The following is a 21,473-nucleotide window of genomic DNA, read 5'->3' as shown; positions in this document are numbered from 1 at the left end:
TCACTCTTTTGCTATTTATATACTTGGTGTTATGAAAAACTGGCTCTCTGCTGCCCGCCCCCGTACATTACCTTTGTCGTTGTCAAGTATCCTGATGGGTAGCTTTCTTGCTGCCTCTGTCGGGCAATTCAACTGGCTTATCTTTGCGTTTTGCTGCCTTACAACCATTGCGCTGCAAGTACTTTCAAATTTTGCCAACGATTACGGCGACACCCAAAACGGTGCCGATTTAGCCGGACGGGTAGGCCCGCAAAGGGCTGTGCAGTCGGGTGCTATTACACCAAAGCAAATGCTTAATGGCATTATAGTATTGGCTATCGTTTGTCTGATTTTTGGTATTTCGCTCCTATATTTTGCATTCAAAGATGCCTCAACCGACGAGTTCCTGGGCTTCTTGGGCTTAGGTTTGCTTTGTATGTTGGCTGCTTATACCTACACCGCAGGCAAAAAACCTTATGGCTATGCAGGGCTAGGCGACATATCAGTATTGATTTTCTTCGGACTCGTAGGCGTACTAGGCAGCAACTATCTATACACCAAAACCTTCGACTGGCTGAATCTACTACCAGCCCTAAGCTGTGGTTTCTTTGCCACTGGCGTGTTAAACATCAATAATATCAGAGACATTGAGTCAGACACTCGCGCGGGTAAAAAGACAATCCCAGCCCGTTTAGGTCGTCAGACAGCCATCAGATACCATTGGTTTTTGTTGATAGCAGGCATGGCAAGCATTCTCTTGTTCAGCATACTGAAAGAGCAATACATCATTCTTTATGTGTTATGCTTCCCCTTATTCTTCATCAACGGCATAAAAGTATCAAAACTCCCCAACCCCGACCCAATGCTCAAACAAATGTCTCTTTCAACACTAGCATTTGTATTGCTATTTGGTATCGGGCAGTTTTTTTTGTGAGCGATTAAAATTCTAATTCTACCAAAACGAGACAAGGCAATGCCATTGTCTCTACAATTTCATACGCCATTTCAATTAGATAAAATAACAACTAAAATTGTAACCTACAACATCATTTCCTGTTGAGGCGGACGGCTAGTCTACGATTAAAAACCTAGCAAAAAACTTATTTGAGAAAAGAACCATCGAATTTTTAATTGTACGAGTTTAAATGATGCCGATTTTGCGGACGGCTAGTCTTGGTTACTTTTTTTCAGGTAAAAAAAGTAACATCCTTCCAATAAAGAAATATATTAGAACTAAAGGGAAAAACAGCAGCCTCAGACAAACCTTACCTACAGCAATCAGTTTCTGAAACGCCATCGCCTCTTTTGTGCCATGTGTTACCTAGCCTATGGCTACAATCTTTTTGCTTTTCGCCATTTCATACAGCACAGCCAACTCATGGGTGCTATCGTCTTTTATTAGAATACTATCTGCTAATACCCTAAACGACTTTTCACGCATTTGGTCAATAGCATACTGCTGTGCATAACATTGCACAGATAAAAACAGAAAAACCATAATGTATAGAAGTCGCCTCATGTGTTATAGCAAGACCAAAAAACAAACACGCGTATTTTGTCCACGAAACTAAAATAAATTCTTAAAACTTTTATGGAATCTCCTTTCGCTTTGCATCAAGTAGAAAAATAACAATCATTATGAAGCAAATTATCTTACTCTGTTTTGTCACACAACTGCTGTGGGCACAATCAACACCTGTTCAATCTACGGTTCAGCAGGTTACTGTTTTTCTGAATGGTGCGCAAATCACCCGTTCGGCTAAAATATCGTTACCCATTGGCAAAAGCGAACTGGTTTTTAAAGGTATTTCGCCACAAATAAACAAGCAAAGTATTCAGGTAAAGAGCGAAGGTAATTTTACGATTCTATCAGTAGCACATCAATTAGGGAATTTGCTCGATAAAACCCAACAAGACGAAATAACCAAAATAGAAACCCAGAAACGCCAGATTGAAGACAAACTAAACCTCGAAAAAACGCACTTGTTGCTCTTTAAGCGAGAAGAAGATATGTTGCTTAAAAATCAGGTAGTTGGCGGACAACAATCAGGCATGAAAGTAGCCGACCTAAAGGAAAGCATCGATTACCAACGCCAACGAATGCAAGAAGTATTGCTTAAAAAGCTCGAACTTGAAAAAAATATACAGAAATTAGAGAACGACACCAAAAATCTAAACCAGCAACTCACCGAAATCAATGCAAAGAAAGATGTGCAGATGTCAGAAATTATTGTTAGTGTGCTAGCTAAAGAAGCTGTCAGCAATACGCCTGTTTCTATTGCCTACTTTGTAAAAAACGCCGGCTGGACACCCACTTATGATTTCAGAGTCGAGAAACTCAATCAACCCATCAACATTTCTTACAAGGCCAATGTGTTTCAATACTCAGGCGAAGATTGGAAAGACGTAAAACTGACCCTCTCAACGGCAAACCCATACAAAAGCGGCACAGCACCTGTGTTACAAAAATGGGTATTTGGCCAACCGAACGATTATAGTGATTATTATGAGAATATTAATGCTAATCCATATGAAAGCCCATCTGAAGTACAAGGTAAAGTAATTTCTAAAACTGATAAACAACCTGTGCCGGGTGTTTTAGTACAATTAAAAAACACAAATCTGGGAACATCAACTGATATGAATGGGAATTATAAATTGAGCATCCCTCCCAATTTAGCATTACATCAAAAGGTTTTGGTATTTTCAGCGGTAGGCATGAAGAGTGCAGAAGCTACCATTATATCTACGCATATAAATATAACTTTAAATGAAGATGTACAAAAATTAGAAGAGGTTGTAGTTACAGGCTATGCCAAAGTCGCTAGCGATAAAATAACTGCACCACCACCATATTTGCAAGGCAGAATAGCAGGGGTTTCTATCAGCAGAGAAAGTGAGCAAAGAACCGTTCCTCTCGACATCACCGAAAACAATGCCCCAACGAGCCAATCGTTCGAAATTCTAATACCTTATACCGTTCCATCTGATGGCAAAGTGTATACTGCCGAAATCAAACAAGAAAACATTCCGGCGGTGTTTGAGCACTTCGTTGTACCAAAGATTGACACCGATGTATTCTTATATGCACATATTATCGATTGGGAGAAATATAAATTTCTGGAAGGAGAAGCAAGCCTTTTTGTTGAGAATACATTCTTAGGTAAATCAAACCTGAATCTCTCAAATAGAGACACACTAAGCCTATCGTTCGGGCGAGACAAAAACGTAATTGTAAACCGCACCAAGCTCAAAAGTTATCAGAAAAAACAATTCATAGGCTCAAGCAAAATCGAACAGTTTTCGTATGAGATTGTAGCCCGAAACACCAAAAACGAGTCAATCAACCTACTCATCGAAGACCAATTTCCGACCTCAGCCAACAAAGAAGTAAGCATTGATGATAAAGAAGCACCCGAAGCAGAAATCAACACCGAAACAGGAAAAATCAAATGGAGAATCAATCTTGCCCCAAACAAAGAGCATAAAGTATTCTTAAAATACACCATCAAATCCCCCAAATCAGGTTTGGTAGTTGATACTTCCTATTAAAACCCTTAAAACGGCAGAGATGAGGTAAATACCTTATCTCTGTGGTTTACAAAAATTATATCCTTTAACATCATTTCTTATTGAGGCGGACGATTAGTCCACAGTTAAAAATCTTGAAGTAATTAAATACAAACTCGTGGATTCACCCAATAAAACGGAAGGCCGTCCCCGTGGGTGTCTAATATAACAAAGGAATTTATTTTAGTAGCCAAGCCTGACTCAAGTCAGGCATTTATGAAAGAATTATTCTTTAAACTTCAATTAAAAATTCTACAGAGTAAGAATAAAATAACAACTAAAAATTGTAACCTTAAAACATCATTTCCTGTTGAGGCGGACGGCTAGTCTACGACTAAAAAACGAGCTACTAATGATGTGAATGGGTAGATAATTACAGTTTTTTAATTGTATGAGTTTAAATGATGCCGATTTTGCGGACGGCTAGTCTTGGTTACTTTTTTTCAGGTAAAAAAAGTAACATCCTTCCAATAAAGGAAAATTTTAGAACTAAAGGGAAAAACAAAACAGCAACTTAGAAAGAAAAAGAGACAAGGCGGTGCCGTTGTCTCTACAATTTCGTATAGATGGATGATATACAAAAATCCCCCTAAAACCTTTTACCCCAACTTACTAACAAACTTACTACCCTTAACATAAAACCGATAAAGCAAATCAGCACCCTGCGTTATACCAATACGGGTAGTAGTAACAAGCTCAAAATTATCATCTTTTGGCGGCAGACAATAAAACTCATCGGCATAAACAGGCAAAAAATTAAAATCAGGGCTAATACCCATAGCCTTTACCAATTTAGCAGGCCCGCTGCAAAGGTTTTTCAGTTGGGTAGTTCCACGCCTCTTTTGCATTAGCTCTATGCCATCAACAGGCTCTAGCGCACGTATCAACACCGCTTCGCCAATATCTTTTTGTCCGCTCACAATATTAAAACAATGATACATACCATAGATAAGATACACGTAAGAAACGCCTGCGCCTTCGAACATAGCGGCATTTCTGGCCGATTTCTTTCGGTAAGCATGGCAAGCGGGGTCGTTGTGTAGATAGGCCTCGGTCTCTACAATAATACCCGACGTACGCCCCTCGGGGCTTTCATGAACCAGCGTGCAGCCCAGCAGTTTTTCGGCTAGCGTAAGCGTATCATATTTTTCGTAAAATTCTTTGGGAAGAATGTGCTCCATCTGTACTTTTGGCAAAATATTAAAGTCTACATGTATAACAAAATAATAGGTCTTTTGTTGATTAGCCAATTTTGCTTTGCCCAGCAAACCAAAACAAAAGACGAACCAAATATTACTGCCACGCCCTGGCAAATACAAGACCTAGGCCACGGCATTGTATGGAAAAAATACCATTTCAATCAGAAAGATTTGTTTGAGGGCAATCAGATGATAAATATTCTGGAAACCCCACTCAAAAACAAAAAGATAAAATTCGGCCTCGTAGCTGCCGACGAAAAGCAGCCCGACAACACCGCCAAAAGATTGCTATTGCCTACCAGCAAGATAGCCTCAGGCAGCCAGGCCATTGCCGCCGTTAATGCCGGTTTCTTCGATACCAGAAATGGCGGTGCAGTAGATTTTCTGCGAATAAACGGCAAAATGATGGATAGTACCCGTGTTGTAAACGTGCCTCGCCTGCCCACTCATGCCATTTCGGGCGTTACGATTCATAAAAACAAAGTAAAAATCATCAAAGGTGGGCAGCAGAGCGGTTGGGAAAAACAATTGAAAGAAGAAAACGTATTACTCACAGGCCCTTTGCTCCTGCTTAACGGTGAAGCCCAGCCTTTAGAAAAAACTCCTTTCAACGATAACCGTCACCCACGCACCTGTGCCTGTGTAACAAACGATAAAAAGTTATTATTGATAACCGTAGACGGCCGCAGCAGCGAGTCTTACGGCATGACACTGCCCGAACTAACAAGCCTTGCCAAAGCCCTCAACTGCAAAGACGCCATCAATTTTGATGGCGGTGGCTCAACAACCATGTATATTGCAGGTCAGCCTGATAATGGCGTAGTTAATTATCCATCAGACAATAAAATATTTGACCACGCCGGAGAACGCTCGGTAAGTAATATTTTTGTACTTTTGAAAAAGTAAGAGGTGTTTTATAGTTAACAAAAAGGTTTTCAGGATGCAGGTTTTTAAATTAAATATATTATCGGAAACTAACCCCACCCCAACCCTCCCCAACAATGGGGAGGGAGCAAAAAAACCTTTTTTTTATTTCTCAGATACGCTTAACTTATCACTTCTCATCTTAAAACTTCTTTTTTTTGCTCCCAAAAGGCACAAAAATGCTAGTGATATAACTAAAAAAACAGAAGAACGGATAATAAACTTAGCAATAGTTGTAAACTATTGTATAAAGGTTTTTGTCCCCTCCCCACTGTTGGGGAGGGTTAGGGTGGGGTTAATTCTTCCTTAACTTTATTTATCTTTATCACATTACCCCAATTGTATTTTGAAGTCAGTTCAATATAAATATCGCCCTGAAAATTTAACCATTTCAGAACCCAACAAGTACAAGCCCGAAAATCTGCAATCAGAAGAAATGATTCTGAATTTAGGGCCGCAGCACCCTTCTACGCATGGCGTTTTAAGGCTGGAAGTGGTAACCGATGGTGAAATTGTGGTTGATGTAATACCACATCTTGGGTATCTGCACCGTTGTTTCGAAAAACACGCCCAAAGCCTGCCTTTCAACCAGATTATCCCCTACGTCGACCGCATGGATTACCTCGGTGCTATGAACTCAGAGCACGCCTATGTGATGGGTGTCGAAAAAATGCTGGGCATTGATAAAGATATTCCGAAACGGGTTGAATACATAAGAGTACTTGTAGCCGAGCTTAACCGCATTGCGTCGCATTTTATAGCCATTGGCACCTATGCGCTCGACATTGGTGCTTACACGCCATTTCTATGGCTCTTCCGTGACCGTGAGCACATTATGCGTTTGCTCGAGTGGACAAGCGGCGCACGTATGTTATACAATTATATATGGGTTGGTGGCCTTTTTTACGATATACCAGTAGGCTTTGAAGACCGCTGTAAATCTTTTATTGAGTACCTGAAACCCAAAATGCAGGAATTACAGCAATTGGTTATCGAAAACCATATTTTCATCAACCGCACGGCCAATGTAGCCGTTTTGCCTTTGCCCGTAGCCATAAACTATGGCTGCACAGGGCCAGTGCTGAGAGGTTCAGGTTTGCGTTGGGACTTACGAAAAGTTGATGGTTATTCGGTTTACCCCGAAATTGACTTTGATGTACCTATCGGCACAGGAGAAGCCGGAAAAGTAGGTGATTGTTGGGATAGAAACAATGTGCGTGTGCAAGAGTGTTTTGAGTCTATCCGAATCATTGAGCAATGCCTCGAAAAACTTACCAAAGAGCACAAACGCACCAAGGAATTTGACCCACAGGCAGTAGTACCTAAAAAAATACGCCCGCCAAAGATGGATTTTTATGCCCGTGCCGAAAGCACCAAAGGAGAATTAGGTTTCTTTTTCCGTACCGACGGACGTGCCGATGTGCCCGTGCGTGTAAAAGCCCGTGCGTGTTCGTTCAATAACCTATCGGTTTTACCTGAGATTTCAAGAGGCGGAATGATTGCCGACCTTATAGCGGCCATTGGCTCGTTAGATATTGTTATGGGCGAGGTTGATAGATAAACCTTGCCTTGAGTTTTCTTAGCAGAACCGCCCCTACTGCTGCTATAAACTTAGCTTTGGGTACGGTATTCATGAGTTTAATTTCTTCCCACAAGTTGGTATCACCATCTAAAAAGCTAAACACCCTTGCAGGTGGATTTTTGCGATACAAGCTGGCAAAAAAATCGGCAGCGCTGTGTCTTTTTTGCTCTAGCACATTGAGCAACACGCTGGCATAAAACAAAAACCGCTTCTGAAACCACCCCTCTTCTGCTCTCGGTGAGCCTGTTCGTTCCAGATTCTCTACCAGTTTCTTTAATCTCCGTTGGGTATTCTGAAAAGTATAACCCGTAGCCGGATTTGTATAGCCCCCTGCCGTACCGATTCTTACCACGTGTGCGCTCGGAAACTCCTGCGTGCTTACATCGCTCATGGGTATTACCCCAAATTCTTCTTCTCTAATTTTATAATCAGTTAGTTTCAGTTGGCCTTCTATATATTGCTTCAATTCGGCATCATATTCTTCGGGCGTTAAGAGCGTTTCGCTAAAAAGCGTATATTCAATCAACGCCCGACGTTCATCAAACGGTAAAAGATACATAAACCTGCAATCATTTTTTTGGGCAACATTAAAATTCATCATCACAGGCAAAGCTGCATTAAAACAAGGCTGCTCCGTTTCAATCACATAGCCTTTAAAGTGCTGTAACAGATTATGGTTAAGTTTCTGGCTTAAATCGAGCCTGTAAGTGCTATCAAAAACATATTCTGCCTGCAATAGTTCACCGTTTTGCGTTTCTACGCTAGCCCCCTGAGCCTCTTCATGTATATGTTTTACTTTACCTTTCAGCCAACTGATGTTTGCATGTTTCTTTAACTCTGTTGTTACAAAAGCATAGAAATCTATGCCTCGCAGCAGTTTATATTTATAGCCCCCCATATCGAGCGTTTGCGCTACACCATTGGCATCAATCAACTGCACCACGTTCCAGCTTTTGTATAATATATGCTCAAAAGCATTAGGCGTTTTTTCCCACATAGCCCATGTGCGGTCGTTGTTGTTTTTGTCTTCGGGTTCAATTATCAGTACACGCTTATCGGCCAGCTTACTATTTTGTAAATAATAAGCCAACGAAAGCCCGGCCATGCCGCCCCCACAAATAATGTAATCGTAATGCATCGATAAATAAATTGGCGATATAAAACTGAATTTAGGCTGATTTTATATGAAAAGAAGAAGACCCCACTCCCTAAATCCCTCCGCAGCGGCGGCCGCTCTCCAACAACGGAGAGAGAGAGACTTTTACCCCCTTCCACACTGTTGGGTCGGACCGCCGATGCGGAAGGGTTGGGGATGGGGTCAACCAATATTTTATAATAGTTAATCTCTATACATGCACATGTCTTTCGGCGTGGTAGCTTGAGCGCACCAGCGGCCCCGACTCAACGTATTTCAGCCCTCTTCTTAAACCTTCTTCTTTATACATGGCAAAGGTATCAGGGTGTATAAACTCTATTACCTCGTGGTGCATTTTGGTTGGTTGAAGGTATTGGCCGAGTGTCAGAATATCCAGCCCGTTTTCGGCTAGGTCGTCCATTGCTTTAAAAACCTCGTCTTTTGTTTCGCCCAAGCCTAGCATAATACCCGACTTGGTACGTTTGCCATATTCTTTAGTACGGCGGGTTTGTTCAAGGCTACGGGCATATTTGGCCTGCGGGCGCACATTGCGGTACAAACGCTCTACGGTTTCCATATTATGCGAAACCACCTCTTGCCCTCCCGAAATCATTCGGTAAAGTGCTTCCCAGTTACTTTTGGTATCAGGTATAAGGGTTTCTATAGTAGTTTGTGGCGATGTTTCCTTTACGGCTCTCACGGTCTGGTACCAAATTTCGGCGCCTTTATCTTTCAGCTCATCACGGTTTACCGATGTAAGCACAGCGTGTTTTACCTGCATTAGCTGAATAGCCTCTGCCACACGGCGTGGTTCGTCGGTATCATATTCGTTGGGGCGCCCTGTTGCCACAGCGCAGAATGTACAGCTACGTGTACATACATTTCCCAGAATCATAAAAGTAGCTGTTCCCTCGCCCCAGCATTCGCCCATATTCGGGCAATTACCCGACTGGCAAATGGTATGCAATTTATGTTCGTCAACTAAACTACGTACTTTTTTAAAGTTTTCGCCAATAGGAAGCTTAACCCTCAACCAATCGGGGCGGCGAGTTCGTTGTTCGGTACTTACAACGGGTGTATCTATCATGTTTTTAATAAAAAAGGTTCTGGGCCATAATTGCCCTACGAAGCTACAAAAGTATCAATTAAAATACTTTGTAAAAACAATTTCTTGCAGATTACTTACCTTTCTTTTGTTTTTTACTACCAAAGTAAATAGTCAGATAACCCGCACTATAGAAACGTGAATTGGTGGTCAATTGGTTCGATAATATCTCAGGAGTTTTACTGAAAAGCTCGGTGGTGATACCAACCTCAAGGCCAGTCAGATTGTTGCCGAAAGTGTTAAAATCGATATTGGCGGCAAGTTTCAGGTGCACACCCGGTATTACCTTCATACCCGTGAAGAAATTTTGCCAGATACCTGCCGAACCCTGTATGCGGTTCTGGTCTTTATGAATATTGGGGTCAAACTGCACCACGTCTACCGAGCCACGGCCGTCACGGTCATATTTAATATAATATGGTTTCTGAATACCAAACGATGGCCCTGCGGCGGCTATCACGCTGATACCTATGCCGTCTTCGCCGTTTTTCTTAAAAAACACTATTTCTCTTCCGTACTCGGGGCGCAGCGAAAACAGATAATTTCGTTTACCCCATATATACCGATTAGCAATACTTGTAGGAATTGAGCTTTCTTTAGGGTTCTTTACATTCACCATTTCGAATGCAATGTATTGATGCACCGGATTCCACTTGTAAGTTCCAATAGCTTTTGAGTGCCGCACAACCAAACCACCCAACAAACCCGAATTAGTATTGGTGGTTAATCCATAGGCCAGCATTTTATAATCTTCTTTTTTTGCTTCAGGCTTTTTCGAAGCCGACTTGCGAGCTGTAGAAGCGGGTGCAGCAGGAGAAACCGGAGCAGGAGCTGACCTTCTCTGTGCAAAGCCAATGGTGGCTGAAAGCAACAGCAATATACTAAGTACACCTATTTTCACGGGCAAAAAATTTATAGTCGTTCTTTTACCGAATTTTATGTAAATAAAGATAAAATTATTTTTATAAATACCAACATTAAAAATACCTAAATTGTTGGGCTAAAGCTATTTTTTTTGGATTTACTTATTTTCAACGTATTTTTGAGCTGTATTATTCAACAGAATACAAAAATTTCTATAAAATTCTTAATAAAAATGCCAACTTCCAAAATTACTTATCTTGGCGAGCTTCGCAATCAAGCAACGCACCTGCAATCAGGCACCGAAATCATTACTGATGCCCCTACCGACAACCACGGTAAAGGCGAGGCTTTTTCGCCTACCGACCTCACAGCAACATCGCTGGGTGCTTGTGCCATGACAGTAATGGGCATTGCGGCCCGTCGTGAAGAAATCGATTTTACAGGCTCAGGTGTTGAGGTAACCAAGGTGATGTCGGCAGAATTACCACGCCGTATTGTAAAGATAGAAGTAAACTTTACGATGCAAACACCCCAAGAACTAAGCGAAGAAGTAAAGCAGAAGTATATACGTATTGCACATACCTGCCCCGTAGCTCATAGCCTGCACCCGGATATTGAGCAAGTATTTAATTTTAACTGGCTCGTAGCCGAGGCAGTTTAAAACACAAAATTGTCTTAATATCTATCTGTTTTTATAAAAAATACAGATAGATATTAAGACAATTTCTTTATTCAAAACCTTAATAATCGTTGTGCGCAAGCAGGCTTTGTGCCTTTATCTTGAAGCTCTTTGTATATTTTGAAAGAAAATAACCGAGAGGCAACGAAGAAAGAACAAATACAAACCCAAATGTAAGAAAACCGTCTGCTATCTCACCTCCAATATATAAGCCGGCTACTACTAACAAGGCACTTAATAAAAGTTGAATGATAACACTCCCTGATACAAATGCGATTTGTGTAAATATATTCATTGTAAGGTCTGAATCCCTTAGTGTATGGTTCTGTATATAAATAACCTGCGGCTTCGTAAATTTGTTTTGCGCAGTTATCATAGTAACTTTATGGCCTTCACGCAGCGGTATATCAACATCAACAAGTTTATAAAAATCCTCATTTCCGTTGCTATCTCTCACATAAATATCCATCGATGTTTTATGGATAGTTTCTGCCTTGATAGGCTCTAAAGTGATAGAACCAAAACTATCAACTCTACCTCTACTGCCTCCGCTAATCTCGAGTTCACTCGTTCTGATTTTTTCAACATTAAGAATCTGTGCGTCAATTTTCGCAAACTTTAAGTGATCTAGCATAATGTTTAAGGGGTTATTTTGTTAAAACTTTCTAAATACAAGCAAACAAAAATCAATTGTCTGACTTGCTTTGTAAGCTAACCCACCAAACATTCGTAAACACTTTTTGTCTGAACAATTGATATAGAGAATATCTATTTAATAAATATCTATTCTCTACAGCTTAATGCCCCCACTTATGTAATAATTACAAGTATGCTACAAATATTTTTTTCGGCAATATAATTAAGCCAACTGGCTCACAATTTCATCAAAACGAATATCAAAATGCGAAGCATCGTAGGTGCATTCACCATTCTGAATCAACAATACCTGTGGCGATTGGTGCTCAATATCAAAATCTTTGGCTAGTTTGTTCGATATGCTTCTGTATCGGAGTAAATCCAGATAAAAAGGCTCTATATTTTTTGCTTTGTCGGTATCCCAGGCCCTTTCTATTCGGCTCAAAGAAGCCGCACTGATAGAGCACGTTGTGCTATGTTTAAATACTAAAACCGGATGCTCAAATGATTTTTGTTTGATTTCTTCTACCTGTAATTCGTCGTTAATAGTTTGCCAATTCATTATTATTCAAAATTTATTGTATTTCCTTAACCAAAAGGAAAACATAAAAGTTTCGGAAATCAGCCTGAAAACCACTAACAAATGCCTATGTTTAGCCTTTAGTAAAAAAACAATCTACTTACATTTCACAAAATAAGGGTGTTATGGAATGCATGGTTTTGTACAGACAGGGCAATGCCCTGTCTCTACCTTTCACACCAATTTATAAATATGTTACGACAAATAGTTACGATAGATAATACTTAGCTGATAGCGTAGGTTAAGCACTTTAAGGGCAATCATCTTTACGATATGCGTATTGCGCAGAAACTTAAGGAATTTAGACACTAAGCCCGAGTAATTTGGCACTACCGACTTATCGTTCTGGCTGATGGCAACACTCCAGGTAATAAAAAAGTAAGTCAAGGCATTGGTAACGTCCATCACCGAGTGCAGAAACGGGTTTTGATTTATAAAGTGGAACTGACTATACAAAACATCTTTTATTAAAAGCAATGTAACCCCAATTACACCTATCCAGTAGCTTTTTTTGTTTACAGGCCTGAAATACCCCAACACAACCAGTATAAAAACCTCGAAGGCATAAAGCACCGTAACCAGAAAAACCGTATCGGGTATTACTTTTAATAAAACAAAACCAAAAAAGAAGAAAACAAAGCCGGCCGGAATAGCAAGTTTGAGTAGATTTTTGCGCCCTAAACTATATACGTGCGTACCCTCTTTCTGAAAAACAACAATATAAATCAAATGCACTATACAGGTTAGCGTTATCTGCATCAACTCGCCGTTTCCTCTATAGTTAAGGTATATCGAAAGGTCAGAAAAACCACCCAAGGCACAAGCAAAATACATTAGTTTATCTATCCCCGTTGTTTCCCATTTACGGGCAAAACCATAATAAACCCCCATCATAGGCATCAATAGTGTAGTGCCAATAAGCAACACAACACGGCTCTCGTTCAGAAACGCATATATATTGAATATTACTAATAATGCTATTAATATAGTAATAACTCTTTGCATGAGTAAGGAAACAAGTGTATAAGGTTTGGACAAACGACAAAATATCTGGCTCAAAAAAAACGGTTGCCGAATCTGCACATAATAATATGGTTTAAAAACCTGAATATCAAATATTTATGTAGATTTAATTTCAGCACCATTTCAATCGAGCTTTCAATACTTTAATCTCTATCAAAAGACGTGCTAAATATATACGGAATGTTTTGGATTTTGAAAAAAAATAAAAAAAACTTTTCAAGCGGATGTTCAAAAGGCTTTTTTTTCATCCACTTATCCATATTTTTGTACCATTTATCGGTTGTGAAAGATTTCCCTAAATATTGGTACATTTTTTGACAATCTTTATATCCGAAAATATGTCCCTATTTTCGTTTACTAATTAGCCATTACGATAACCTAAAAATCAATTTTATGAAAGATTTGTCAAAACAGATGCTGTATGTCAATGACGTATTCAGCAATGCTCGTGACCTAGGACTGATTCAAGTAAAAGCACACCAGGATGAAGAATCAAGCCGCAAGATTTCAATAGATGGTAAGTCTTACATCAGCTTTATGTCAAACAACTACCTTGCCTTTGAAAACGACGAAAGAGTAAAGGAAGCTGCGATTGAAGGCATTCGTAAATACGGAATGCAAACTTCTATTTCAAGAATGTATATGTCGTTCGACCACTACCTTGAGCTAGAAGATAAACTAGAAAAGATTTTTGGGTTACCCACATTTCTTGCATCAAGCACCACACTCGGGCACTTTGCCTACCTTCCGGTAATTATTGGGCGCAACGACGCCGTTATCCTCGACCAGTTTGTGCATGAAAGCGTACAGCTAGCTGTAAATACCCTGAAAGCTGACGGCTACCATGTTGAGATGATTAAGCATAGCCAAATGGAAATGCTTGAGAGAAGAATAAAAGCACTAAGCGAGAAATACGACAACGTATGGTATATGGCCGATAGCGTTTACTCAATGCACGGCGATGTGGCTCCGATGAAAGACATCGAGATGCTAATGAACAAGTATGATAAATTCAAAACATATATTGATGATGCCCACGGCATGAGCTGGATTGGTGAGCATGGTAAAGGTTTTGCGCTGCACAACATACCACGCCACGAAAAAATGTATGTGATTACCTCGCTTAACAAAGGCTTTGGTGCTTTTAGTTCGGCATTGATATTCCCCAACAAGCTAACCAAACAAACCGTATATAACTGCGGTGGCGCACTAAGATTCTCGGCCCCTACCCTGCACGCAGGTATCACGGCCGCTTCTTGCATTGCCGATATTCATCTTACTGACGAAATCTACGAACGCCAGATGCGCCTTAATGAATTAATCACGGTGTTTAAACAAAAGGCCATCGACCTAAAACTACCAATCATCAACTATGCACACACGCCGCAGTTCTTTATGGGCTTGGGTAGTGTTGAGTTGCTGATTCGTTTTTCTCAGTTCCTGATGAGCAAAGATTTCTTACTAAGCCCGTCAACAGTTCCGGCTGTACCGGTTAAGCACTCAGGTTTCCGAATTTCTTTGAGCCTATACCAAACCGTAGAAGATGTAAAAAATCTTTGCGACCTACTGGCCGAATACATTGAGGTATTAGAGAAAGAAGGCTCTTTCAACAAAGAGCAGGTATTGAAAGGATTTAAAATGAGAGACAAACAACACGATAAAGCCTGATATAGACTCAATTATACCTAAATAAATAATAGCCTCTGTTGCCCCCGGCAATGGAGGTTTTTTTGTTGGAATTCGAAAGATTTAGTCCCGTTAGGGACGATATATCGGTAGAAAAAATGGATTGAATAAAAACTAAGTCCCATCGGGACGGTATATTAAAAAATATATCGTCCCGATGGGACTTGGACTTTTGAGCCTGAGATTATACTACCGATATATCGTCCCTATCGGGACTACAAAGCACTCACAATCAAGGCTTTATTTATTACATCGATAATTATTCTAGTATAAAGAATGTAAACTAATCATGAAACTATATATTCTTTAAAAATTCCATGTTCACAATTATTGACGTCCTGATTCTTAGTATAGTAATAAAATTGTCTTTCTTTTATCCAATTCTTTAGGCACATCATAAGTTTTTTCATATCTTTAAGAGCACAAATTACACTTACCAACAACATTAAGTAATTTTACTTAACCCCTTTTTTTACCAAAGATTATTAAATGAGCCTTAATACCGACAACATCCGCCTAGTATTTGGACTAAAATTAAAGCAATTACGAATAGACAAAGGTATGTCATTGACCGACCTTGCCCAGAAATCGGGACTGTCGATGTCGTACATCAACGAAATAGAAAAGGGGAAAAAATATCCGAAATCTGACAAAATTGTGGCCCTTGCCGAAGCAATGGGTGTTGATTACGACAGCCTCGTTTCGCTGAAACTCAATAAAAAGCTGGAGCCAATCTCAGAACTGCTCCATTCGAACTTCCTGACCGAACTGCCTTTTGAAATCTTTGGCATTTCGCCTGCCGACCTCCTCGAGTTGCTATCGGGCGCACCTACCAAACTGAGTGCTTTTATCAGCACTATTATTGAAATAGGCCGCACCTACAACATGACCGTTGAGCAATTTTATTTTGCCGTGTTGCGCTCGTATCAGGAAATGCACGATAATTATTTTCCCGAAATTGAAGATACAGTAGACCGTTTTCTGGCCGAAAACAACATTGGCCCCGACCAACAGGTTGATGAGTTTTTCTTGTCAAACCTACTCACCGATAAATACGGCTTTACGATTAAGTATTTCGACGAAGAAGATTACCCCCATATTGCCAACATACGCTCGGTTTTTTTGTCTAAAACCAATACTTTATTAATTAATAAGCGAATCACGTCAGACCAACGGGCTTTTACCCTAGGCCGTGAGTTGGGCTTTTTGTACATGAAGTTGAAAGACCGCCCTTATACTTCATCGTGGGTAGAGGTGAAATCGTTTGAGCAGATTCTGAACAATTTCAATGCCTCTTATTTTGCAGGCGCAGTGCTGATTAGGAGAGAAAAACTGATTGAAAAGCTAGACCAATTATTTAACCAAAGCACCTGGAAAAATGATACACTGGTAGAATTGGCCGAAAATTTTCAGGCAACGCCCGAAACCCTCTACCACCGCATCAGTAATGTATTGCCCAAGTATTTTGGCATTGATGGTATCTTTTTCTTACGTTTTGAAGCACCAAACGGCAAAAAAGATTATCACCTTACCAAAGAAATGCATCTGGCTCGTCGCCACACGCCACACGAAATTCAGCAGGAACATTACTGCCGCCGTTGGATTTCGCTGAACATTCTTGACGATGTTTCGGACTTGGTACAGAAAGGTGAAATGAAAGAGCCGCTGGTAGGCGTGCAAATATCTAACTACGTTGATTCGAAAAGCCAGTACTTTGTAATGACAATGGCACGGCCGCTTAATATCATTTCGAACATCAACATAAGCGTTACGATGGGCTTCGAGATGAACGATAACCTGCGTGCTAAACTCAAGTTTCTGGAAGACCCCAAGATTCAGACCCGTGACGTAAACCAAACCTGCGAACGTTGTAGTCTTTTCGACTGCAAAGAACGTGTAGCTGCTCCGGTGATACTCCAGAAAAAACGACAGATACAACAAATGAAAGCCGCTCTAAAGGCAATGGAAAATTAGAATTACGAATATAAAAAGATATTAATTGAAACCCCAATGATTATTTGTTGGGGTTTTGTTTTTTTTGTGGGTATGGGATTTATTAAATTCAAAGTATCCGAATAATAAATAAATTTATATAGCAAAGATAGTTTTCTTAATTTGTGAAATAATCTTGTGCATTCATAATATTTAAATGTACACTTAATGACTAAATATTTACTTTATAAATGATAATAAATAAAAATGAAAGCAAACGAAACTAGAGTTGATAAATTTTTAGCGACAAATGAAACAACATTTGCTATTCCTGTTTACCAAAGGAACTATGATTGGACACTTTCTCAATGTAAGCAGCTATTCCAAGATATTATTGAAACAGGTAAAAATGATAAAACAAATGCTCACTTTATTGGAAGTATCGTTTACGTTCATGATGACGTTTATACTGCATCAGGATTAACAGAATTAACAATCATTGATGGGCAACAACGCTTGACTACAATTACGCTAATTTATATCTCTCTTTATCGACTTGCACAAGAACTTGAAAATGAGAAATTAGTAAATAAGATTCATAAGACTTATTTAATTAATGAATTTGCTCCTGAAGCCGAAAAATTAAAGCTAAAGCCAACAGAAAATAATAAGGATGCTTTAAGATATATACTTAACTCGAGTAATGATGAAGAATTTAAAGGATATTCTAAAATAGTTGAGAATTTTAGCTATTTTAGAACAGCAATTACAGTAGATAATTTTGAAACTGTTCAACGTGGGCTATCTAAATTAATCTTTGTTGATATTGCATTAGATAGACAAAAAGATAACCCTCAAAGGATTTTTGAAAGTCTCAATTCAACAGGCCTAGAACTGTCCCAAGCTGATTTAATAAGAAATTATATTTTAATGGGACTTTCTAGAACAAGCCAAGATAAAATTTATAAAAGCTATTGGGAGGTCATTGAAAAAAATGCTAAAGATGAAATTTTGAACAAAACAAAGGTCTCAGAATTTATTAGAGACTATTTAACACTTAAAAATAAAGAAATTCCCAATAAAGGAGATGTATACCAAACATTCAAAAAAAAGTATCCAACCACAACTATTGAAGAGTTGGAGCTTGTTTTATCTGAATTAAAATCATTAGTTAAATTCTATAATAAACTTGTCAACCCAAAAAACGAAACAGACAAAGATATAAGACTTCAATTGGAATACATTAATCGTATAGAAATAAATGTAGCTTTCCCTTTTCTAATGAAAGTTTATGAGGATTTTGCTAACGATATAATTGATAAACAAACATTTATATCTATTTTATCCCTTGTCCAATCTTTTACATTTAGACGTTTTATCCTCGCATTGCCGACAAACGCACTTAATAAAATTTTCATGGGTCTTTATGACAAGATTGAGCCTAGAAATTATCTAATTTCTATTCAAAAATCATTATTACAAAGGTCAGGTGTCCAAAGATTTCCTCGAAACAATGAAACTATTAATGCTTTAAAGGAAAAAGATGTATATAATATTAAACCTAAAAATAGAACCTATTTGCTCGAAAGACTTGAAAATTTTCAAAATAAAGAACTTGTAACAATAGAAGGCAATTCAGATATTACAATTGAACATATTTTTCCGCAAAATCCTGACCCTAAATGGAAGATTGACCTGGGAACAGAAGAATACAACTTTATAAAAGAAAATTATCTTAATACGATTGGAAATCTTACCTTATCTGGTAATAATGGCAAACTTGGTAACAAATCATTTGGGGAAAAAAAAATAATGAATATTGAAGGCAAAGAGCAAGGCTATATTTTCAGTCGACTTTGGTTAAATCGTGAATTAAAAGAAAAAATAAAATGGGATAAACAGGAAATAGAAACTAGAGCACATCTTATTGCGGAAAGATTTCTCAAAATTTGGCCCATTCCAGATATTAATATAGAGTTAGAAACAGAAAATGATGAAGTAAATATTTTTGATGCAGAAGAGCCAAAGCATAAGAAATTGGAGTATGCAATATTTTTTGACCAAAAGCTTGAAGTAACACAAGTCTCCAAATTGTATTTAGAAGTTTTTAAACAGCTTTTTGACCTACAACCAGAAACGTTTTTTACCTCTGAAATTGGTAATAGAATAAGTTTGACAAAAAACCCAACAACTAACGGATTAAGACAACCATTTCTTATAAGCGACACATATTATATAGAGACAAATATTGATAATGTAGGTAAATTTGACAGAATTAAACAAGCTTTAACAATTTTTGAATTTGAAGACGAATTATTAATTAAATATGCTGATTAAAGAAAGTTAAAATTATAGTTATAGTTTTAAGAGCCTTTGTTAATATTATTACTACAATTCCTGAATATAACTGTTTAGGCTAAATATATATTTAGCCTAAACAAGAGTTGCTCAGAAAACATACTACAACGTTTATCCCCTCCCCACAATAGCACTAATCCCCTATACAACCCACCTAAGTACCTCAAAAATTGAACTTAACAAAGAAATCTTCAAGTTTAGAACAAAAAAAAACTAACTTGCATACTAAATTCCGCTTTCTTAAAGTTTATATCAAAAACCTATAATCTTTGCCTCATGCTACAACCAATTTTGCTTCAAGTTACTGACTCAACTTCAACTGCAGCAAATGCCGAATCGATTAATTACTTAAGCCTCTTGCTAAAAGGGGGGATTGTCGTTTATCCTTTATTGTTCTTGTTGTTTCTGGCCATCTTCTTTATCGTAGAGCGTTACCTCTTTATTAAAGGTGCTTCTAACATCGATTATGGCTTTTTAAGAACCCTCAAAGATAATATCCTTCGTGGAGACCTCCGCACGGCTATCACACTTTGCAAAAGTACTAACCTGCCTATTTCACGTATATTAGAAAAAGGTATCACACGTATTGGCCGACCTGTAAAAGACATCGAAAGTGCCATGGAAATCCAATCAAACCTTGAGATTTCTAAAATGGAAAAAAACATGGGTTATCTGGGGCTTATCGCCGGGGTTGCGCCTATTCTGGGTTTTATCGGTACTATCTCGGGTATTATCCGTATTTTCTATGATATTGCCGCTACCGGAAACTTCACCATCGAAATCATTGCCAATGGTTTGTACGAAAAAATGATTTCGTCGTTTACCGGTCTTGTGGTTGGGGTTATTGCTTATGCGGGTTACCATAGTATCAATATGATGATTGATAAATTCGGTATTCACCTGCAAGCAACCGTGATGGACTTCCTTGATACGCTGAATGAGCCTATAAAATAATCGGAGAAAACAAGCATCTGTTTACGATAATGAAATTAAAAAGACAAAGAAGATTTGAGGCCGAGGTATCAACCGCATCGCTAAACGATATTATGTTTTTCCTGCTGTTGTTCTTCCTCATTATCTCAACGCTGGGGAATCCGAACGTAATAAAGTTGCTTTTGCCGAAATCATCAAAATCATCGCACGATGTAAGCAAGCAGCCTATTTCGCTTTCAATCACCAAAGATAAAGTCTATTATATTAATAGTACGCCCGTGCCGTTTCCGCAATTGGAAGAAAGGCTCATAGCAGCCACGGCCAACATGGAAGAACCAACTGTAGTGCTAAGAGCCGAAAGCTCACTGACAGTACAAGATTTGGTTGATGCCATGGCACTTGGTGCCAAACTAAAAATAAGAATGGTACTGGCTACCGAGCTTAATAAGTAAGGATTTTTCAAAAAAACACTATAAAAGACCCCATCCCCAACCCTTCCCCAACAATGGGGAAGGGGGCAAAAAGTCCCTCTCCCCACTGTTGGGGAGAGGGATTTAGGGAGTGGGGTCTTTCTCTTAATAATACAAACTGACCTCTTTTAAGAAACCTCTATTTTTGTTAAATTGCAGCATATATGCAATTCATACTATCGATACACTATATCCATAAAGTTATAATATTACTATCATGAAATTAAAAAGACAACGACGGTTTCATGCCGAGGTATCAACAGCATCGCTGAACGACATCATGTTTTTCCTGTTGTTGTTCTTTCTGATTATCTCAACGCTGGGGAATCCGAACGTGATAAAATTGCTTTTGCCGAAATCATCAAAATCGGTGCAGGATATTCCCAAAACCAAACCCGTAGCACTTACTATTACCAAAGATAAAACCTACTATATCAATAGCACGGCCGTGCCATTGCCTCAACTGGAAGAAAGGCTGATAGCAGCCACCGCTAACATGGACGAACCCGTAATAACCCTACGTGTCGATAATTCTGTTACGGTACAAGAGTTGGTCGATGTGATGTCGCTGGGGGCCAAGCTAAAGATAAAAATGGTAATGGCTACTGAGCTGAATCAGTAAGGAAACTACCTTTAATATAATTGATAGCCGATAAAATTATCGGCTTTTTTTCTATATTTCTCTCATTTATACCGCTATTCCTTACTAAATTGCAACTTTTCTCAATAATTGTACTGTTAAAGAGAAACTGCTGTTATTCTCACAAGAAAAATCAATTAGATGAATCCTTGTAGAGAATATTTATAAATAACCTTTG

The 21,473-nt window shown here is 38.8% G+C and carries 19 protein-coding genes; 11 read left to right on the top strand and 8 right to left on the bottom strand.

Going from position 1 to position 21,473, the window contains the following annotated elements:
• Positions 1–31 precede the first annotated feature (31 nt).
• On the top strand, positions 32–913 hold the full coding sequence (locus tag WAE64_RS19410; protein WP_340239319.1) for a 1,4-dihydroxy-2-naphthoate polyprenyltransferase: 882 nt from the start codon (positions 32–34) through the stop codon (positions 911–913).
• A gap of 387 nt (positions 914–1,300) precedes the next feature.
• On the opposite strand, the gene WAE64_RS19405 is transcribed toward WAE64_RS19410, so the two are convergent.
• Entirely contained in the window at positions 1,301–1,498 is a 198-nt protein-coding gene (locus WAE64_RS19405; protein ID WP_340239318.1) for a hypothetical protein, read from the bottom strand.
• Positions 1,499–1,617: 119 nt separating this feature from the next.
• Between WAE64_RS19405 and WAE64_RS19400 the strand changes: the two genes are divergently transcribed.
• A complete protein-coding gene (locus WAE64_RS19400; RefSeq protein ID WP_340239317.1) occupies positions 1,618–3,531 on the top strand; it encodes a DUF4139 domain-containing protein in 1,914 nt (637 codons plus the stop codon).
• Positions 3,532–4,148: 617 nt separating this feature from the next.
• On the opposite strand, the gene WAE64_RS19395 is transcribed toward WAE64_RS19400, so the two are convergent.
• Positions 4,149–4,730 carry a DNA-3-methyladenine glycosylase gene (locus WAE64_RS19395; RefSeq protein ID WP_340239316.1) on the bottom strand — a complete coding sequence of 194 codons (582 nt, stop codon included), beginning with the start codon at positions 4,728–4,730 and terminating at the stop codon, positions 4,149–4,151.
• Positions 4,731–4,760: 30 nt separating this feature from the next.
• Here WAE64_RS19395 and WAE64_RS19390 point away from each other — a divergent pair, with 30 nt between their 5' ends.
• Both WAE64_RS19390 and WAE64_RS19385 read left to right on the top strand, forming a co-directional pair.
• Positions 4,761–5,654, top strand: coding sequence for a phosphodiester glycosidase family protein (locus WAE64_RS19390; RefSeq protein ID WP_340239315.1), 894 nt, complete (start codon positions 4,761–4,763; stop codon positions 5,652–5,654).
• A gap of 361 nt (positions 5,655–6,015) precedes the next feature.
• Complete coding sequence (locus WAE64_RS19385; protein ID WP_340239415.1) at positions 6,016–7,233, top strand: NADH-quinone oxidoreductase subunit D; 1,218 nt, start codon at positions 6,016–6,018, stop codon at positions 7,231–7,233.
• Here WAE64_RS19385 and WAE64_RS19380 read toward each other — a convergent pair.
• From WAE64_RS19380 to WAE64_RS19370, 3 genes are all read right to left on the bottom strand, one after another.
• The gene (locus tag WAE64_RS19380) at positions 7,211–8,392 is read right to left on the bottom strand and encodes a lycopene cyclase family protein (RefSeq protein WP_340239314.1); all 1,182 of its coding nucleotides are present in this window, start codon (positions 8,390–8,392) and stop codon (positions 7,211–7,213) included. The genes WAE64_RS19385 and WAE64_RS19380 overlap by 23 nt on opposite strands.
• 208 nt (positions 8,393–8,600) lie before the next feature.
• Positions 8,601–9,476 (bottom strand): lipoyl synthase, encoded by an 876-nt coding sequence (lipA, locus tag WAE64_RS19375; RefSeq protein WP_340239313.1) that lies wholly within the window; start codon positions 9,474–9,476, stop codon positions 8,601–8,603.
• A gap of 91 nt (positions 9,477–9,567) precedes the next feature.
• Positions 9,568–10,395, bottom strand: coding sequence for a hypothetical protein (locus tag WAE64_RS19370; RefSeq protein WP_340239312.1), 828 nt, complete (start codon positions 10,393–10,395; stop codon positions 9,568–9,570).
• A gap of 195 nt (positions 10,396–10,590) precedes the next feature.
• Between WAE64_RS19370 and WAE64_RS19365 the strand changes: the two genes are divergently transcribed.
• Positions 10,591–11,019: an OsmC family protein gene (locus tag WAE64_RS19365; protein ID WP_340239311.1), complete on the top strand. Its 429-nt coding sequence runs from the start codon at positions 10,591–10,593 to the stop codon at positions 11,017–11,019.
• A gap of 79 nt (positions 11,020–11,098) precedes the next feature.
• Here the strand turns inward: WAE64_RS19365 and WAE64_RS19360 are convergent, their stop codons facing one another.
• From WAE64_RS19360 to WAE64_RS19350, 3 genes are all read right to left on the bottom strand, one after another.
• Positions 11,099–11,671, bottom strand: a complete 573-nt coding sequence (locus WAE64_RS19360; RefSeq protein WP_340239310.1) for a hypothetical protein — start codon at positions 11,669–11,671, stop codon at positions 11,099–11,101.
• Between the two features lie 225 nt (positions 11,672–11,896).
• Entirely contained in the window at positions 11,897–12,235 is a 339-nt protein-coding gene (gene ytxJ / locus WAE64_RS19355) for a bacillithiol system redox-active protein YtxJ (RefSeq protein WP_340239309.1), read from the bottom strand.
• Positions 12,236–12,448: 213 nt separating this feature from the next.
• The gene (locus tag WAE64_RS19350; protein WP_340239308.1) at positions 12,449–13,258 is read right to left on the bottom strand and encodes a hypothetical protein; all 810 of its coding nucleotides are present in this window, start codon (positions 13,256–13,258) and stop codon (positions 12,449–12,451) included.
• A gap of 411 nt (positions 13,259–13,669) precedes the next feature.
• Here WAE64_RS19350 and WAE64_RS19345 point away from each other — a divergent pair, with 411 nt between their 5' ends.
• From WAE64_RS19345 to WAE64_RS19320, 6 genes are all read left to right on the top strand, one after another.
• A complete protein-coding gene (locus WAE64_RS19345; protein WP_340239307.1) occupies positions 13,670–14,944 on the top strand; it encodes an aminotransferase class I/II-fold pyridoxal phosphate-dependent enzyme in 1,275 nt (424 codons plus the stop codon).
• 507 nt (positions 14,945–15,451) lie between these two features.
• Entirely contained in the window at positions 15,452–16,936 is a 1,485-nt protein-coding gene (locus tag WAE64_RS19340) for a helix-turn-helix domain-containing protein (protein ID WP_340239306.1), read from the top strand.
• 225 nt (positions 16,937–17,161) lie between these two features.
• On the top strand, positions 17,162–19,231 hold the full coding sequence (locus WAE64_RS19335) for a DUF262 domain-containing protein (RefSeq protein ID WP_340239305.1): 2,070 nt from the start codon (positions 17,162–17,164) through the stop codon (positions 19,229–19,231).
• 297 nt (positions 19,232–19,528) lie between these two features.
• Positions 19,529–20,206 carry a MotA/TolQ/ExbB proton channel family protein gene (locus tag WAE64_RS19330; protein WP_340239304.1) on the top strand — a complete coding sequence of 226 codons (678 nt, stop codon included), beginning with the start codon at positions 19,529–19,531 and terminating at the stop codon, positions 20,204–20,206.
• Positions 20,207–20,235: 29 nt separating this feature from the next.
• Positions 20,236–20,637 carry an ExbD/TolR family protein gene (locus WAE64_RS19325; RefSeq protein WP_340239303.1) on the top strand — a complete coding sequence of 134 codons (402 nt, stop codon included), beginning with the start codon at positions 20,236–20,238 and terminating at the stop codon, positions 20,635–20,637.
• A gap of 235 nt (positions 20,638–20,872) precedes the next feature.
• Positions 20,873–21,277 (top strand): ExbD/TolR family protein, encoded by a 405-nt coding sequence (locus tag WAE64_RS19320; protein WP_340239302.1) that lies wholly within the window; start codon positions 20,873–20,875, stop codon positions 21,275–21,277.
• The last annotated feature ends 196 nt before the right edge of the window (positions 21,278–21,473 follow it).

The sequence above is a fragment of the Emticicia soli genome, assembly GCF_037860775.1.
Taxonomy (GTDB): Bacteria; Bacteroidota; Bacteroidia; order Cytophagales; family Spirosomataceae; genus Emticicia; species Emticicia soli.
The sequence above is the reverse complement of the archived record's forward strand: the minus strand, read 5'-3'. Positions and strand labels throughout refer to the sequence as shown.